Source organism: Veillonella sp. T11011-6 (genome assembly GCF_002959755.1).
In the GTDB taxonomy this organism is placed as follows: Bacteria; Bacillota; Negativicutes; order Veillonellales; family Veillonellaceae; genus Veillonella.
The window spans coordinates 594,162-613,500 of the sequence record NZ_PPCW01000004.1; the positions used below are offsets into that span (position 1 = coordinate 594,162).

The 19,339-nt window shown below is 38.6% G+C and carries 6 protein-coding genes; 5 read left to right on the forward strand and 1 reads right to left on the reverse strand.

Annotated features, from left to right (window positions below; translation table 11 throughout):
- Positions 1-446 precede the first annotated feature (446 nt).
- From VRHSUH10_RS07355 to VRHSUH10_RS07365, 3 genes are all read left to right on the forward strand, one after another.
- Positions 447-1,826, forward strand: coding sequence for a YadA-like family protein (locus tag VRHSUH10_RS07355; protein WP_105090040.1), 1,380 nt, complete (start codon positions 447-449; stop codon positions 1,824-1,826).
- A 255-nt stretch (positions 1,827-2,081) separates the two neighbouring features.
- On the forward strand, positions 2,082-3,194 hold the full coding sequence (locus VRHSUH10_RS07360) for an inverse autotransporter beta domain-containing protein (protein WP_105090025.1): 1,113 nt from the start codon (positions 2,082-2,084) through the stop codon (positions 3,192-3,194).
- A gap of 693 nt (positions 3,195-3,887) precedes the next feature.
- On the forward strand, positions 3,888-6,599 hold the full coding sequence (locus VRHSUH10_RS07365; RefSeq protein ID WP_105090041.1) for an S-layer homology domain-containing protein: 2,712 nt from the start codon (positions 3,888-3,890) through the stop codon (positions 6,597-6,599).
- Between the two features lie 182 nt (positions 6,600-6,781).
- Here the strand turns inward: VRHSUH10_RS07365 and VRHSUH10_RS07370 are convergent, their stop codons facing one another.
- Positions 6,782-8,347, reverse strand: coding sequence for a class I SAM-dependent methyltransferase (locus VRHSUH10_RS07370; protein WP_105090026.1), 1,566 nt, complete (start codon positions 8,345-8,347; stop codon positions 6,782-6,784).
- A 629-nt stretch (positions 8,348-8,976) separates the two neighbouring features.
- On the opposite strand from VRHSUH10_RS07370, the gene VRHSUH10_RS07375 reads away from it, so the two are divergent.
- Together VRHSUH10_RS07375 and VRHSUH10_RS07380 are read left to right on the forward strand one after the other, a co-directional pair.
- On the forward strand, positions 8,977-17,958 hold the full coding sequence (locus VRHSUH10_RS07375) for an ESPR-type extended signal peptide-containing protein (RefSeq protein ID WP_105090027.1): 8,982 nt from the start codon (positions 8,977-8,979) through the stop codon (positions 17,956-17,958).
- A 164-nt stretch (positions 17,959-18,122) separates the two neighbouring features.
- Entirely contained in the window at positions 18,123-18,911 is a 789-nt protein-coding gene (locus VRHSUH10_RS07380; protein ID WP_005384742.1) for a hypothetical protein, read from the forward strand.
- Positions 18,912-19,339: the final 428 nt, after the last annotated feature.

Sequence of the window (19,339 nt, forward strand, 5' to 3'; positions counted from 1 at the left end):
GTAAAAGCCGTTGCCTCTTTTAGTTTTTATGACTACATTATTTTAGGAAAATGTGAGTTAAATCATATAATAGTGGCCTTAATGGTACTATACTAATTCCATGACCTTATAGCTGTTTATATATAGGTAAGCCCTTACATACTATACATAAATTTACATAATAGTATTCAAGTATATGCAATTACTCCTAGTTACAAAGCAATTACAATCCTTTTGGATACTATGTTCTCTCTCGTAAGCTATAGGTCGTACTAAAACAAATGGCCCCCGTAGGATTCATTCCTGCGGGGGCTTGTTTGTTAATTGTATTGGTTAATCTGTCCTTTATGAATTATTATTTATGTTATTTACATATTTTTTCGATAGCAGTATAATTTAATCGTAGTAATCATGAGGGTAATATGAAGGGGAAGTGTTTTGTAGTATAACAAGGGAGGCGTATGATTATGAATCACGCAAAGAAACTACAATTATTAGCAGTACTCGGAGTTTTAACCATATCTTCTGCTAGCTTGGTACAAGCTGCAGATATTCCTGTTGTTTCCTCTGGTGGTGCCACTTATAACATTGGTCTACAAGGTTGGTCATCTTTCACCAACTCAGACAATGTACATCTTGGTGGTCAAACTGGGGCAGCTAATAGCGATCCATATTCCCATACAGGAGATCCAAATGCAAAGGGTAATAATATTGCCATCGGTCGTCTTGCCTTGAATGGTTCTCAAGGCGGTGGCAATGTAGCATTAGGTGCTAAGAGCTTTGTAGGTGGTAAAGGTGACTATAACTTCTTAGGTAACTTTGCAGCCGGTTATAACTCAACGATTTCCGATACAATTGCGGTAGGTTATTTTGCAGGAGCTGGCTCTGAAGGTAATAAAAACGTATGGCTCGGTGCCTCTCAAGCAGGCGGTAGTAAGGGGAATAATACTGTATTAATCGGTTCTAACTCTACTGTAAATGGTGATTTTAACTATGGTATGGGCCATGGCGTCATCTTTAAAGGCGATAAGAACTCCGCTATTGGTGCATATAACAAGATTGAAGGTAACCAATCTGGCGCCTTTGGTGTTGGTACATATGATGTGGACACTGTTAAGGGTGATAATTCCTATAGCGTTGGTAACAAGAACCAAGTGAGTGCTAATAATACATTCGTAGTGGGTAATAATGTGAAAACATCCCTAGATAATGCCGTTGTATTAGGTAATAATTCTACTGCTGAAAGTAGTGATGTAGTGAGCACTCCTAGTTATACTTATAATAATGGCGTTACTGAAAAATTCGCTGGTACTGCTCCTGTGTCTACTGTATCCGTTGGTACAGCTGGTCAAGAACGCACCATTACTCATGTAGCAGCAGGCCGTATTACAGCGGACTCTACAGATGCAGTTAACGGCTCTCAATTATACGGTACAAACCAACAAATTGATGTATTGCACCGCGATGTACGTCACGTAGAAAAAGAATCCAACCGCGGTGATGCTCGTGCTGCAGCACTAGCTGCATTACATCCACTACAATTTGATCCAGACCACAAGGTTCAAGTTATGGGTGGCTATGGTCACTATAAAGGCGAAAATGCATTGGCTCTTGGCGTAGGTTACTATCCAAAAGAAAACCTACTTCTCACTGCAGGTACAACTGTAAGTGGTGATTTGATGGCCAATGTAGGCGTGTCCTATAAATTCGGTGAAAATAAGACACTTGCTAAGATTTCCCCTGCATCCTATAACGCATTAGAACAACGCGTAGATACACTAGAAGCACAAAACAAAAAACTACAAGAAACAGTAGATATGCTTGTGCAAAAACTTAATGAAAAATAAGTTTTCATATCTAATATCTGATATTTAAAATGTAATCATTGCTATGTAATATATTATTATATAGCTTTTTAGAATAATATCTTACGATAGACAGTATGAAAGAGGTAATAACATTGTTATTACCTCTTTTTTTATATACATATAATAGTAAAATAATGCGTTTCTAGTGACTACTTGTCTTGACATGCATATACATTATTCGATACACTTATACATATTTCATTTGTTGTTCATGAATTTTAAATGTAGAGAGTAATGAAACGTATTGTGTGTATCGCCTTGAGCGCCCTATTGTGTTGTGTGGGTACAGCTGAGGCAGAAAAACAACAATTACATACAGATAAGGGCGTAGTGTCTGCAAAAACAGATAGTTCTATAAAGACAGAGGCTCATATAGATGTTGCTACTCATGTAAATACTGAGGGTAAGGTAAACTCCGATGAGAAAACAGCACGCATGAAGGCTGCATCTGAAGGCTTTCACATTACGCCTGCTGCTACGCCAGACCATGTGATTGGCCAAGGTGGTCCGCTCGTCATGGATCGTCAAGATACTAAGACCGTGCAGTATAGCAATGTGGATGCCGTGAACCGCGCCATTAATGCGGTGGCCATGTCTAATGTGTCCAATGCGATGTACGGTGCTAAAGGTAAACCATGGATGCGACGCACTACACTGAGCTTTCAGTTCCAAGAAGGGTGGAAGCCGCTCTATTCTGTGGAGACTGTTCAACCTTTAGGTCATTACGATAATTCGTCTCGCGATGTGTGGTTTATGCAGCAGCGTATTTCTCGTGCTTCAGACACAGGGACAACCCTCAACGTAGGCGTTGGGTATCGTCGTATTTCTAAGGATGACCGTCGCCTTTATGGGGCACATCTATTCTATGATCATCGCTTCTTGAATCGCCATGATCGACTCAGTGCAGGTCTTGAATATATGTCTGGTGAAAGCGAGTTCCGATTTAACTGGTACGGTTCTGCTTCCGATGAGCGCGTCCTAGATGCTAATCTTCATACCTTAGAACGGGTAGCTAATGGTTATACTTTAGAGTACGGTAAGACTTTCAAAAATGCCCGCTGGGCTAGAGTCTATGTAGAAGGCTACCACTGGAACCAAGAACGACAAGCCGATAAGAATGGTTTGCGCATCGGTTCGGAGATGCAACTGACACCGCGCGTATCTGTAGATATGGGGTATAACAAACCGGAACACAGCTCTGGCGGTGCATATGGCAAGATTACCTTCCGCTTAGCGGGTGCGCCAATGGCTTGGTATGGTGGCAAGCACCGTTTAGAAGAATCTGCAACAGTTCGTGATAAAATGCTCAACCTCGTAAGACGTACAAATACGATTTTTGTTGAGTAATAATTTTGATAACTGAATACACAAATTGAATAGTAATGCTATCTTTTTCATTCATATAATTTTAATGAAAATTAAATGAAAAATTACCTACTATTGTTACTATATAAGTGATATACTCTAGGTAAGGGAATTTAGTGTTAATATCAATTGTTCTTTATAGATAATGGCTTTTATAAAAAGCCATTATCTTATTATGTAGACATATACTACTATAATGAGTAACTTATATCTTATTATGTAACTTATATTTAATACGTTATGTAGCTTATTTGTTAATGTATTATATAGTTATTATCTTATTATTGATGCCGTGTGATCGCCCGTTCATCTTAGTTACTCTCCAACTATTTGATAATCTTTGTGTTGTGTTTACTTCAAAATCTCTCTCTTAATAACAAACTTAAATCATGCGGCAACGGTAAGAGGTTCGCCTTCCTCTTACCCAAAAAGGATAGTTAATCCTCATCGATTAACTATCCTTTTTTATATTCTCTTAATAGATATATAAATTACTGTTTACAAAATACGTATACGTGCTACAATGTTCATATAAGACTCATGAATAAAGCATGAATTTTAAAGTACGAGAGAATGATAGGTTTTGTAGTTTGTAAATGGAGGTTCTAACTTATGAACAAACGAAAACGTTTATTAACCTTGTTAATTAACGGTGTGCTGCTATCTAGTTTATGTATGGTAGCTAATGCTGCAGATAATGTAGCTGGGGCAGGTAGTGGCGTAGCTATTGGCACCGGCTCTAGTGCTCAAAAAGATGGAGTAGTTGCTATCGGTAAAGGTGCACATACCAATTATGCTGGCGGGTCTGGCTATGCTAAAGTTAATGGTGATGTCGTTATCGGCGAAAATGCAACAACTCATAGTTATTACGATCAATCCGGCTCAGTAGCTGTCGGAAAGAATGCGTATGTAGAAAATACGATTGGGAAACAAGACAAATTCTTTGCATTTAATCAAACTACTTTTAATACTTTTGGTTTGGGAAGTCTTCCACAACAACCAGATAAAGTTGTTACTGGTGTAGCAGTAGGCGATAATACTTATGTTAGAAGTGGTGGTACCATGGTCGGGTCCCATAATTATCGTGGGAAAATTGGTGATATCACTGTCAACACAGATACATATGCAGAGAAGCGTAAAGCTGGACTAGGCGTATACTCAACAACAGTGGGAGCGAATAGCTTTACCAATGGTACTGTGGCAACCAATACAGGTGCTTTGAATGTTATTTCCAGTAATTATGATGGCAATAATTCTGCTAATGCAATTAAAAATTATGGGGCTACTATTAATGGCTCTTTAAACTCTATTGAGTCCGCTACAGCTGCTAGTAAATATTCTGGATTAAGCAATACTGTTGTTGGTACTGCTAATAGAACCAATAATTCTAATGGTTCTTTGATTTTCGGTGCAGGTAATGAAATTACTAACTCTGTTACTGATATAGATGCTAGTTCAATAACACCAACTGCTTTTGGAGGTCCATCCTCTGTAACTGAAATGGCAGAAACTGTACGTAATTTAGTAAAAGACAGCAAATCTGGTGGTTCTACCTTAGCTATTGGTGGTGGCAATAAAGCTGATTATACACAATTAACATCAATGACAGGTGTTAATAATACTATTACAGGGACTGCTGGCAATGTTGCAAAATTGAATCAGGTATCTGGGTACAATAATATAATTACTAATGCGTCTAATAATATTGTAATGGGTAATGATCGTACCGTAACTGCTGATAATACAATTGCTATCGGTGGTCTTTCTTCTAGCGAAACTCGCTCTGTAGCCAATACAACAACTATTGGTTATGATGCAACAGCTTCTGTTGAAGGTGGAGTAGCTCTTGGTTATAAATCTAATGCGACTGTAGATAAAGGTGCAGCTGGTTATGATATCAGTACCAAAGCAGCATCTACTGATACAAGTTCCACATGGAAAGCGACAGCTGCTGCTGTATCCGTTGGCGATGTAGCTAATGATGTAACACGTCAAATTACATCTGTTGCAGCTGGTACAAATGATACTGATGCAGTTAACGTAGCACAACTTAAAAAGGTAGAAACTAAAATCTCTACTGTTGAGGCAGATGCTAAAAAGCATACTACTGTTGTAGCAGGCGATAATACAACTGTAACACCTGGTACAAATGCTAATGGTGGTGCTGAATATAAAGTAGCTGTTAATAAAGACTTAGTAGAAATGAGCTCTGCTAACTTCGGCAAAGCAACTGACGACGTTCGTGCTCGTATCGATAAAGACAGTGCTCGCTTCTTTAACGGTAGCGAAAATATCGGTATTACACCTACTGATGGTATCAAAATCGAAAACACAGATACCTTAGAACAAGCAAACTTCACTAAATACGGTATGTACGCAAGTGAAGGTAGTAAAACTGTTTACTACACTACAAATGGTATCAGCGCAGGCGACCAAATCATCAATAATGTGAAAGCTGGTGTAGCAGATACTGATGCGGTTAACGTATCTCAACTTAAACGCGTACAAGATCAAATTGCAGCATCCACTCAAGTTACAACTGTAACAGCTGGTGACCACATTAAGGTAACACCAACTGTAAATGGTAATACTCACGATTACAAAGTATCTCTTGCTGATGATATTGCTGACCAAATTACAAATAACACAACAAATATCAACAAAAATACAAATGATATAAAAAATATCAAAGGTAATTTATCTAAAATCGATAAACGTGTTGATAAATCTGTAGCAGGTGCAGCAGCGTTAGCAGCATTGCATCCACTTGATTTCGATCCAGATGCTAAATGGGACTTTGCAGCTGGCTATGGTCATTACCACAGTGGTAATGCTGCCGCATTAGGCGCTTTCTACCGTCCTAATGAAGACGTACAACTTAGCGTAGGTTCTACTGTAGGCAGTGATGAAACAGTATTTAATGCTGGATTATCTGTGAAAGTAGGGGCTCATAGTGGTGTATCTCGTTCTCGTGTAGCGATTGGTAAAGAAGTATTAGCTCTTAAGAAAACAGTAGCTGAACAAAATGCTCAAATTCAAAAATTGACTGCATTATTAAATGGTGTTGCTGGTACTAAGATGAAAGCTGACCACACAACATTGTTCCCCGATATCCCTACAAACCATTGGGCATATGAAGCTGTAAGAGATTTATCCCGCCGTGGTCTTGTAGAAGGCTATCCAGATGGCACATTCGGTGGTGACCGCATGTTAACACGTTATGAATTTGCTCAAATCGTATACCGTGCTATTCAAGACGGTGTAACAGTTAATGATCGCCTTGTAACAGAATTCAGCCCTGAAATGGCATTGTTCCGTGTGGATACAGTTGCGAAAAATGCTAAAGGCGAACCAACAATTGAACGCGTTCGCGTTAACAAAAAATAAGGATACTATTAGTTGATAGTGTTCACACAACTTAATAAGTAACTACTATGCATACCTCAACTCCACCCCGAGGTCGCATAGTAGTTCATCAAAAAAGGAGTAACTGATATGTTCAGTTACTCCTTTTGTAGTTCTCATATTATGTAATTTTCGATATTGTTTGTGATTATATTATTTGCGATTTATTTCGCAAAATATCCTAGCGCTTGGATATGCGCGATGGACTCGTCTAAATATTGTTCAGAGGAGACAATGTGTTTAGTGCCATCATCTTTTGTTCTTTCAACGGTCATGTTTTCGTTCATAGTATCAATCAATTCTTGACGAGATATTGGTTTTGCCATCAATTTCATGACGTAGGATAAGCCTTCATCTACTGAAAAGTCTATTTGGTTATACATATTGCCGAGGCACATGTATTGATAGCCACCTTTTTCAACGAGGGTGGATACATAGTTGATAAAGTGTTCTGGAATATAGGTTTTGTTTTCCTCAAATGGTAATTGGTCATATTTTTTTGCATATGTGTTGATATGACCGACGATAGCAAGATGGAATAAACGTCTATACATAGCATCAGTATCGATTTCAGAATCAGGATGGTGTTCTTCAATATGTTTCATAATATCCGCTACATTGAATGGTCGTTTTGTATCCATTAATTCTTGAATGCTAATGTGCATAACATTGGTCCACTCTGGAGGAACACCAGGCTCTTCATCTAATGCATTGTTGAAGTATAGTGTATCTAGTACTTTCTTCTCAACCCTTTCGTCATGGGAAATTTTATCTTCGTTGCTACACTTTGTTAATAGGGCCATGCGGAACTGAGTATCATACACATAATCGTAGTACTGTTCCTTATCAATGTAGCTATCTCTAGCTAATGTTCTAATATTATTTTCGACATTACTATCAAGCCATGTAATGAAGGAACGATTCAATGTTTCGTCACCGATGTAAGCGCAACCTTGCTCTTGCGCACGTTCAATAAATTCTGATACATATACAGGATCGTTAATAGCTTCTAAGTATTCGTGCCCAACGTAGTAATCGTTAGATTGGAGTACACGATTTATGTTTTTGATCTTATAATCAGAAATTTGTTGGGAACGTTCATCTAGCTTCATTGTTTCTGCAATGAGTTTTAATACATTTTTTGTGTAGACCGTACGCTCTTGTAATGAGTCGTTAGGTGCATGTTTTTCAGAATATAACATAATATCCCGCAATTGCTCTAACCGTTTCCAACCTGGATACGTATTATATGAAACATAGGCAATACCACGATCAGATAGGTTGCGACTGCAAATATTAAGGATTTTATCTTTTACCACATCAGGCACCCAAGACCAAATACCATGAACGATAATGTAATCGAAGGTACCGAATGTCTCATCAATATCCATGATATTTTTTTCTAATAAGGTAATATTTTTAAGCCCCATAGATTCAATTAATTCATTCCCATGTTTCACCTGTGTAGGGGATAGGTCGATGCCTGTGAAAGTTGCTGTTGGATTATATAGGGCTTGGGGTATGATATTTCCACCGCAAGAAGAGCCCAACTCTAATACGCGCGCGTCTTCAACTGGTACTGGGTCTAAGCCATAAATAAGAGCTTTTGCCATTAAAGATGTAATACATGTATTGGAAAATGGTTTTGATACGTATAGAAAATCGTCGTAAGATTCCTTTAGGTCGTTAATTTTAGATTGATCTACACTAGTAATGTGTTGTTTACTCATTAGAATATATCCCCTCTATAACTAATCTTCGGAAAATGCTCCTCATAATGATTTAGTATATCATAATTTTTATCAAAATCGGTCAAAAAATTCATAGTTATTTCATTTATAAGTTCGTATATGAAAAAAATGTGAAAGTGCCTTTAAAAGATTGTTGGATTATTATATTCATATTTTTCTATGATCCATATTTTATAGATAATATATAAATAGATGCCAAAATCGAGAAAAATCAATGAGATTAAATCAATTAATCGTTTATTTATAACTTACATTAATATTATTATCGAAAAAACTAGTACTGCATAGAGAAAAATAGATTATATTTTATAAAATACGTATAAAACACCGAAAAAATGAGTAAAAAAACACTCATATATTAAATTTTGTTTAACAAAATAAAGGTTCTGACAACAAACCTTGCTGTTTATGATAAAAACATGAAGAAAACTATTTACAACATTTTCGATATATGATATTCTGTTCATGACACAAAATGAAAGAAATATGAAAGATACTCAGAAAGGCGTAAAGGTATGGGAAATTTAGGCTTTTTGTTCTTTTGTATTTTATTGATTTAATTATAAGGATTGTAATTGTGTCTAGTTAAGAAAGGGGTTCATAGTAATATGAATAAAATCTTTAAAGTTGTTTGGAGCAAAACTAAAGAGTGCTACGTAGTAGTTTCCGAAGTTGCAAAAAACAATGGTGGTAAGAAAAAAGCTCTAGCTAGCGTGTTAGCTGGTTTGGCTATGGTAGCTGCTACAGCAGGTGCACCTGTACATGCGAACGTTAATACTGGGGGTAGTGCCGTTAATATCTCTCCTGATGCTTATAATGGTTCAAATACTACTGGAAGAAACTCTGTAGTAGTTGGTTATCAAAATAGAACTGATAACCATGATGGTACTATTGCAATTGGTGCAGCAAATACTGCAACAGAAAATTCTGCAATGGCTCTAGGTAATGGTAATACAGCTTCTGGCGGTGCAGCAGTGGCTATGGGTGCTTATAACCAAGCAAAAGGACGTGCTTCTGTCGCTATTGGTAACGTATCTATGGCATCTGCTGAAGACTCCATTGCGATTGGTAATCGTGCGAACTCTAATGCAGCGAACCAAGATTTAGGTTCTGGTCAATTCTCTATTGCTATGGGCCGTGAAAGCTGGGCAAAAGGTACTGATAACATCAGTATTGGTCATAATGCTAAAACTGATTCTAGTGGTGATAGTATAGCTATTGGTCGTGATTCCACAAGTAACTCTGTAAATACTGTTACAATCGGGGCACAGACTAAAGCCACTGGTGGTTATGCGGTAGCAATCGGTCGTGAATCTGAAGTAAATGCTAATTTTGCTACTGCAATGGGTTATCAATCCAAAGCAAAAGGTAGTGCATCTATTGCTATCGGTAAACAAAATAATTCCAATCTTGGTGATACTATTACAATGGGTAATAGCAATACTGCTAATACAATGGGCGGTATCGCAATTGGTAAAAATAATATCGCTGACTCCTCTATTGGGGATCCTACTACTGCAAATAAAGAAAACTCTCAAATCGCTATCGGTTTAAACAACAAGGCAACAAGTCTAGATACTGTAGCTATCGGTCGTGAAGCTGAATCTACAAAAACTGGTGCTGTTTCTTTAGGTGCGCGTACAAAAGCGAAAGGTGACTATGCAGTAGCTCTTGGTTCTGCCTCTGAAAATAAAACTGTAGAAGCAGCTGATTATGCAGTGGCTGTTGGTGCTATGTCTAAAGCAACTGGTGACCGTTCTGTAGCAGTTGGCGGTGGTGCTGAAGCAAGTGCATCTCGTTCCGTAGCGCATGGTTATAAAGCTAATGCATCTGTTGCTGATGGCGTTGCTCTTGGCTCTAACTCTAAAGCAACTGTAGATAAAGGTGTTAAAGGCTTTAATCCTGCAGAAACTCGTACAAACAAATACTCTGGTTTGACTGGTAATGTACAAACTTCCACATTGGCAGCAGTTTCCGTAGGTGACGGTGCTAATGCAACTCGTCAAATTACAGGTCTTGCAGCAGGTACTGCTGACAGCGATGCTGTTAACGTAGCTCAATTGAGAAGCGTTAACTTGAAATACGCTGGTGACACTGGCAATGGCGATGTATTGTTAGATGATGGTACATTGAAAATTAAAGGTGATGATCCTACATTTATTTCTACATCTGCTGATAAAAATGGTGTTACAGTAAAAGCTAAAATAGGTGCTGATATTACTAATACTAATGGTAAAGCAGTAGCGCCTACTACAAACGGCATTGCTACAACTGACAATGTTGCAAAAGCAATCAACGAATCTGGTTGGAACGTAGTTTCCTCCAATAACGGTGGTAGCGTAACAGGTACTCAAGCATCCAAAAAAGTAAGCCCTGGCGACACTGTAACATTGAGTGCTGGTAAAAACATTGTATTAGATCAAACTGATAAACAATTCACATACTCCTTGAACAAGGACGTTGACTTGACTAAAGATGGTTCCTTAACAATTGGTGATACTAAAGTTAATAACGATGGTTTAACAATCACAGGTGGTCCATCTGTTACTAAAACTGGTATCGATGCTGGTAATAAAAACATTACTAATGTAAAAGCTGGTGTAAACGATACTGATGCAGTTAATGTAAAACAATTAAAAGACGCTAAAACTAAACTTGTAGATGGTAAAAATACTAAAGTTACTGGTGAAGGTACTCAAGACGATCCATACAAAGTTAATGTAGAAGGCGATTTGAAAGGTATTACATCTATTTCTAATGCTGACAATGGTCCTAAAATGACAATTGGTGGCAACTCCATCAACATCACTGGCGGCCCACTTAACATGGGTGGTAGCAAAATCACTAACCTAGCTCCTGGTACAGATGATACTGACGCAGTTAACTACAGCCAAATTAAAGGCTTGAGAACTGAAGTTAAAGCTGGTAACGGCGTAACTGTAGCTAAATCTCAAGGTACTGATGGTCATGATATCTACACAGTAAGCTCCACTGGTGCTACTGGTAACACAGATCCTTCTAAAGTTGAAGCTGGTAAAAATACTACTGTAACAGGTGATGGTACAGCAGCTACTCCTTACAAAGTAAATGTACAAGGTGACTTGACAGATATCTCCTCCATTACAAATGGTACTGGTTCTGGCAAAATCTCCTTCGCTGGTGATCAAGTTGTAAAAGTTGAAGGCGACAACCCTATTTCCTTAGATGGTAAAGGTGGCTATGTAACTGGCTTACAAAACAAAGATTGGGATATTATTAACCCAACTCCTGTTTCTGGTCGTGCAGCAACTGAAGACCAATTGAAAAAAGTAAGCGATGGCTTCAACAACACAGTTAAATTAGCAGGTAACACTGGTAATACAGATACTCAAAAATTGAACAAAACAGGTGGTTTGAGCTTCGGTGTAGTTGGTGCTAACAACGGTCAATACATCAAAACAACTGCTTCTGGTACAGATGTAGTAGCTGATTTGTCCGATGATGCAAAAGCTAAATTGAACCATACCGTTGAAGTAGCTTCTGGTTCTAGCAATGTAACAGTATCTAAAGATACATCTGATCCTAATAAAACAGTTTATAAAGTAGCTGTTGCTAACTCTTCTGTACCTGGCGGTGCTTCCTCTACTGAAAGTGTAGTTAAAAAAGCTGATGCAGCTGGCGACACTAACATCGCTGACATCACTGTAGGTAATGGTAAAAACTCTGGTGACCCAGATGCTCAATACGAAGTTAATGTTTCCCGTAATGCTGTTAAAGATGCAGCTCGTGAAGCAGTAACAGTTAACAACGGTGGTACAACTACTGGTGGTAACTACACAGCTGATACAAATAACCCTATCACTGTTAACCCTGTGAAAGATGATGCAAATCATAATACTACATACGAAGTGAAATTCGATGGTGAAAAAGCAGCTAAACAAATTCCTTTGACATACAAAGCTAATGGTACTGGTGACCAAACAGTTAAATTGGACAAAGGTTTGAACTTCACTAACGGTTCCAACACAACAGCTTCTGTAGCAGCTGATGGCGTAGTTAAATACGACTTGAACAAAGACGTTGATTTGACTAAAAATGGTTCCTTAACAATTGGTGATACTAAAGTTAACAACGATGGTGTAACAATCACTGGTGGTCCATCTGTAACTAAAACTGGTATTGACGCTGGTAACAAAACTATCACTAATGTAGCTCCTGCAGTTAACGGTACTGATGCAGTTAACCTCGATCAATTGAAAGCAGCTCGTACAGTTGTTACATCTAATGATAAATCTGTAACAATCAATAAAACAGAAAATGGCAATCAAGTAACATATGACTTACATGTAAATGCAGCTGCTGGTACAGCATCCACTTGGAACATCGCTTCCGATAAAGTGTCTGGCACAGAAGGTACTGTTGCAGCAGGTTCCAATGCAGCTCAAAACATTGCTGATGGTAAAACAGTAACAATGCAAGCAGGTAAAAACTTGACTGTAAACCAAACTAACGATGGTAACGGTAATGCTTCTGTTGCATTTGCTCTTGATAAAGACCTTAAAGATCTTGACAGCGTAACAACTGGTAAAACAATTACTAAAGAAATTACGTTGAAAGATCCTAGTGGTACTGGTGAAACTGTCATTAAGAAAGATGGCGACCGCATTACATACACTAACGATGGTGGTACTACAGTTCATAAAGTTGCTAATCTTAAAGATGAAAAACACATTACAGCAACAACTGCAGGCAATGAGTATACAGTAGATAACGATGGCAATGTTACTATGACGTATACAGATGGTAATGGTGACTTGGTAACAGGTGAAAAAGCTGTTATTAAAGGCGTTGCTAAAAACGATCTTTCCAACATCAATAATGCTGGCAAGAATGTAATCACTGGTCTTGGCACAATCGTTAAAGGTGGCGAAAATGTTAACGTAACTGTAGCATCTGATGCTACAACAGGTCAAAAAACTTACACTGTAAATGCTGTAACTCCAGCTGTTTACACTAAAGCTGATGGCACTAAAGTGGTTAAACGCCCAGATGGTACTTTCACAACTAATGTTGATGGTGCTCCTGGTAATGATGTTCCTGCAAGTGATGTTATCGTATCCATCCAAGATGCAGCAGGCAATACAACTGGTGGTAACTCCATTGTTAATAATGTTGGCTCTGCTATTAAAAATCAAACAGGCGCAGATTACTTAACTAAATTGGATACAGCTAATGGCTTGACTCCAAATGCAGCTGTTAACGTATCTGACTTGAAATCTACAGCTGATGCTTTACGTGCAAATGAACTTCACATTGCTCCTACAGCAGTTAAAGCTGGTAGCACTGAAGCTAAAGGCGGCGTAGTAAGCGGTACTGAAAACGTATACAAATACGATGCAGCTACTAAGAAAGTTACATTGACATACAACGATGGCAAAGGTACTGCAGTATCTGATACTAAAGCAGTTATCGACTTCTCCGACTTGAACATTCCTGCAGCTGGTAATAACTACGGTTTCAAAGCTAATGCAATTGCTGGTGATGGTAAATTAGATGGTGCAGCAACTGCAACAGCTGTTGAAAATGGTGGCACTGTAAACTTTGCAGCAGGTAAAAACTTGACTGTAAAACAAACTGTTGATGCAGCCAATAAAACTCAAACTTATACTTACAGCCTAGACAAAGATTTAACTAACTTGGATAAAGTAGTTGTTAATGGTAAAGATGGTCAAGCAGGTAAAGATGGCGTAACTATTGTTGGACCTCAAGGTGCTACAGGTGCTCCTGGCCTTCCTGGTACAAATGGTATCGATGGTAAAGTTGGTATTTCTGGTAAAGACGGTAAAGATGCAGTATCTATCTCCGGTAAAGATGGCGTAGGTCACATTGGTTTAACTGGCCCTGCTGGTAAAGATGGTAAAAATGCAACTGCTGATATTACTGTTAAAGAAGGTAAAGCTGGCGTTGATGGTAAAGACGGTGTTGATGGTATCACTCGTATCTTCTACAACGATAAAGACGGCAACGAACATCAAGTAGCAACTCATGATGATGGTATGAAGTTTGCTGGTGACGATGGTCAAACAGATGATACTAAAGTTCTTAAGAAACATCTTAACAACGTAGTAGATATCGTTGGTGGTGCTGATAAAAATAAATTGACTACTAACGATAACATTGGTGTTAACAATGTTAATGGCAAATTGAAAGTTCAATTGGCTAAAAATGTTGACTTGGATGCTGATGGCTCCTTGACTACTGGTAATACAAAAGTTGATAACAACGGTGTTACAATCACTGCTCCTGCAGGTGGTACTACTACTGATGTTAAGTTGACTAACACTGGTTTAGATAATGGCGGTAACAAAATTGTTAACGTTAAAGCTGGTGAAAACGATACTGATGCAGTTAACGTAAAACAATTGAAAGACAAAGTTACAACTGTTGAGTCTTCCGATAGTTCCATCAAAGTAGTAGACAAAAACGTTGCTGGTCAACCTGGTTATGATGCAGCTAAAGGTCACCAATATGACATCACTATCAATAACCAAACTGTAGTTGAAAAAGCTCAAACTCCAGTTGTTTATACTAATAAAGATGGCGACAAACTTTACAAAATCGTAGATCCTGCTACTGGTAATGTTACATTCAATACTAAGCCTGATGGTACTGGTACTACAGTTCAACCTGCTGATGTAATTGCATCCATGAACAATGGTGGTGATTCCACAACAACTCCTATGAAGTTGAACAACGTAGGTTCCACTATTGCTGATCAAGCTGGTAACACTTACTTAGATAAAATTGATGCAGCAGCTGCTGACAACAAAACTAAGAACGGTGCAGTTAATGTAACAGACCTTAAAAATACAGCTGATGCATTGATTGAAAAAGGCTTGAAATTTGATGCTAACGCTGGTGGTGTAAAAACTAATAAACTTGGTTCCACTGTGAAAATCCAAGGTGAAGGTGCTAAAGCTGATACTGAATACAGCGGTGAAAACGTTAAGACTATCATCTCTCAAGGTGCTGATGGTAACACAACTATCGACGTTAAACTTGATAAAAACCTTAAAGCTGACAGCGTAGTTGTTGGTAAAGATGGTAAAGACGGCGTTGATGGTAAAATCGGTGTTAACGGTAAAGACGGCGCATCTGTTGTACTCAACGGTAAAGATGGCTCTATCGGCTTGACTGGTCCTAAGGGTGCTGACGGTAAAGATGGCGCAAGTGCTAAGATTTCCGTTAAAGACGGTGTTCCTGGTGTTGACGGCCAACCTGGTGATAAATTGACTCGTATCGTATACGAAGACAAAGATGGCAACACACATGAAGTTGCAACTCACGATGATGGCATGAAGTTCGCTGGTGACAACGGTCAAACTAACCAAGATACTAACCCTAACGTTATTAAGAAACATCTTAACAACGTAGTAGATATCGTTGGTGGTGCAGATAGCTCTAAATTGACTGACAACAACATTGGTGTAAATGCTGATGGCGGTAAATTGAAAGTTCAATTGGCTAAAGACATTGATCTTACTAAAGATGGTTCCGTAAAAATCGGTGACACTACTGTTAACAACGATGGTTTAACTATCACTGGTGGCCCATCTGTTAAGAAAGATGGCATCAATGCTGGCGATAAGAAAATCACAGGCGTTAAAGCTGGTGAAGCTGATACAGATGCAGTAAACGTTAAACAATTGAAAGATAAAGTTACAACTGTTGAATCTTCTGATGGCACTATCTCCGTAACTGATAAAAATGATCCTACATCTGCAACTTATGATGCAGCTAAAGGTCACCAATATGACATTAAGATCAATAACCAAGGTGTTGTAAACAATGCTCAAATTCCAGTAGTATACACTAAACAAGATGGTACTAAAGTTTACAAACAACCAGATGGTACTTTCAATACAGCTAAAGATGGTTCTGGCGATGTTGTAAATGCTGGCGATATCATCGCTTCCATGAACAACCCTAACGCTTCTACTACAGATCCAATGAAATTGAACAACGTTGGTTCTTCCATCGCTGACAAAGCTGGTAATACATTCTTAGATAAGATTGATGCTGCTGCTGGTGACAACAATACTAAGAACGGTGCTGTAAACGTTACTGACCTTAAAAATACTGCTGATGCAATCGGCAATAAAGGTTTGAACTTCGGTGCTCAATCTGGTAATGACATCCACAAAAACTTGGGTGAAAAACTTGAAATCGTAGGCGAAGGCACTAAAGCTGATGACAACTACAGCGCATCCAACATCAAAACTATGACTAAAGATGGTAAAGTTGTAATCGGTCTAGATAAAGATCTTAACGGCTTGAACTCCATTAGCGTTCCTGGTAAAAATGGCGTTGATGGTAAAGATGGTGTATCCATCTCCGGTAAAGACGGTGCTAACGGTATCGACGGTAAAGTTTCCATCGGTAAAGATGGTAAAGATGCTGTATCCATCGCTGGTAAAGACGGCGTAGGTCACATCGGCTTAACTGGTCCTCAAGGTCCTGCTGGTGCAGATGGTACTGGTGTAGATATCTCTACAGACCACGGTTCCAAAACTCTTGTTAAACCAGAAGCTAACAATGGCGACAAATCTGAACGTATTGTATACGTACCAAAAGATAAAGATGGTAACCCATTGAAAGATACTGATGGCAACCCAATCAAACGTGAAGTAGCAACTATGGACGATGGTTTGAGATTCACAGGTAACAACACTGATACTGAAAACAAACATGCGTTGAATACACTTGTTAAAGTTCAAGGTGAAGGTGTGACTGCGGCTCAATCCACTGCATTCCAATCCGCTGCTGGTAACATCAACGTAGTAGCTGATGGCACTGATACTTTAACTGTTAAATTGAACAAAGACCTTAAAGGTATCAACTCCATCAAGAATAGCGACAATGGTCCTGCATTGAACTTCAACGCTGGTGACCTTTCCGTAACTGGTGGTAACCTCAACATGGGTGGTAACAAAATTACTAACCTTGGTAAAGGTACTAACGATACAGATGCGGTTAACTTGAAACAATTGAAAGATTCCCGTACAATCGTTAAATCCACTGATGGTTCCGTAGGTGTTCGTGAATCTGAAAATGCTGATGGCGCTAAAGTATACGACTTGTCTACTGGTGCAAGCCCTCGTTTCGATGAATTGACAGACGAAATCGGCCGTACTGGTGCACAAGGTGCAGCTCTTGCAGCATTGAAACCTATCCAATACGATCCATTAGAACCAACTCAAATCATGGCTGGTTATGGTAACTACCGTGGTAACTCCGCTATTGCAATGGGCGTTGCTCATTACAAAAACGAGTCCACAATGATGCATGCAGGCTTAGCTTGGGCAGGTGGTTCCCGTCACATGATGGCAAACGCTGGTGTAACTTGGAAAGTTGGCAACCGTGATAGCGAAGCTGCTGTAGCAGATCGTTACCGCAAAGGCCCTATCAGCTCTGCTTATGCAATGCAACAAGAAATGGCTTCCGTTAAAGCACAAAACGCTGGATTAAAAACAGAAGTATCTGATTTGAAAGCTGAAAACGAACAAATGAAAGCTCAAATTGCTGCGATGATGGCAAAACTTGGTATGTAATCATTTGTGAGTGTAAGAACTGAATGAACAAAGGAAGGTATGCGCTACCTCGTGTAGCGCCTGCCTCTCCCTATTGTTTGTAAAAACAATGCTTTTAAATATGAACGTGAAACGCGTGAGAGATACTTTCACCATAATCTAACGATAGAAAAGAGGAATATAGAATGAAAAAATCTACATTACTTGCTTGTGCAGCGGCTCTTGTTATTTCTACAGGCGTTGTAGGTGCACAATCCGCTCCAACATATGACGATAATTTGATTTTACGTAATCCAGTATCTGCTCCAGCATTGGGCAATGTAGTATTGGTTCCAGTGGCTAGTCCACAAACAGTGTCTGCTGTTCATGACTATGTGAAAGCTTGGCAAAATGCGGAGATCAACATCGCAAAAGCTAAAGTGAAATACGAAAACCATGAACGTATGACAAAAGCTGAGAAAAAATGGTTACATTCCTATGACAAACACAACTATGCTGACTACTTCCGCACACATTCCATCGGTCGTGTACATGGTCAAGAAGTGTTCTTGAACTGGAATGGTGAAAACCGTAATAAAAACGAATACGAATACTTTGAAATGCCTAAATACAATAAAGAAGATGGCTTCACTAACAGCTATGGTTACAATGTATTGCGCGGCATGACAGATCGTATTAACGAAATCATCCAAAAACAAAAAGAAGTTGGCGGTCCTATGACTGACGACGAAGCACAAGCATTAGAAGATGCTATTTTGGATGTAATGGCTAAAGACCAAGAAAACGTTTCTAACGAAGAACTTCGTCACTACATGAACGAAACAATCTGGTTCGCAGCTAAACAAACAGTTAAAAATAAAGCTAGTGAAGAACCTACTGTTCAAGATGAACATACTGTAGATCTTCGTGAAGCGATCAATCGTCCAGCTAACCAAGAAACTAAAAAAGTAGACTTGCGCGCTGCGATTCAATAATAAGGTTGTAAATTTAACTATAAATCATTAACACACTGAGAGCTCGGCATAAACGATATACAATGAATTAGGAAGATGATGTGTGACGCACAGTGTATATAATGAACAACTACATATGGCCCTCATACGGCGATTGTTTGAGGGCCTTGCTGTTCCCTGGACCCCGACTAGGGCACACAATCCTTATGCGAAACGACGCCATCCGAAAGGATGGCGTTGTTTTTTTGCGTTTATCTATTGTTGTCCTTACTTAAGGCTCAATAGCTGTGCAAATATAAACAATTATAAAATAATAGACTGCTTATATTAACTACCTTTTTCTATGTATTTATGAAGAAACGCTTTATTACTATGTTTTATCTTCATCTAATTTAGAAAGTTTATATATTTTAGATGAAGATAAACTTGTATAAGATATACAAATATAA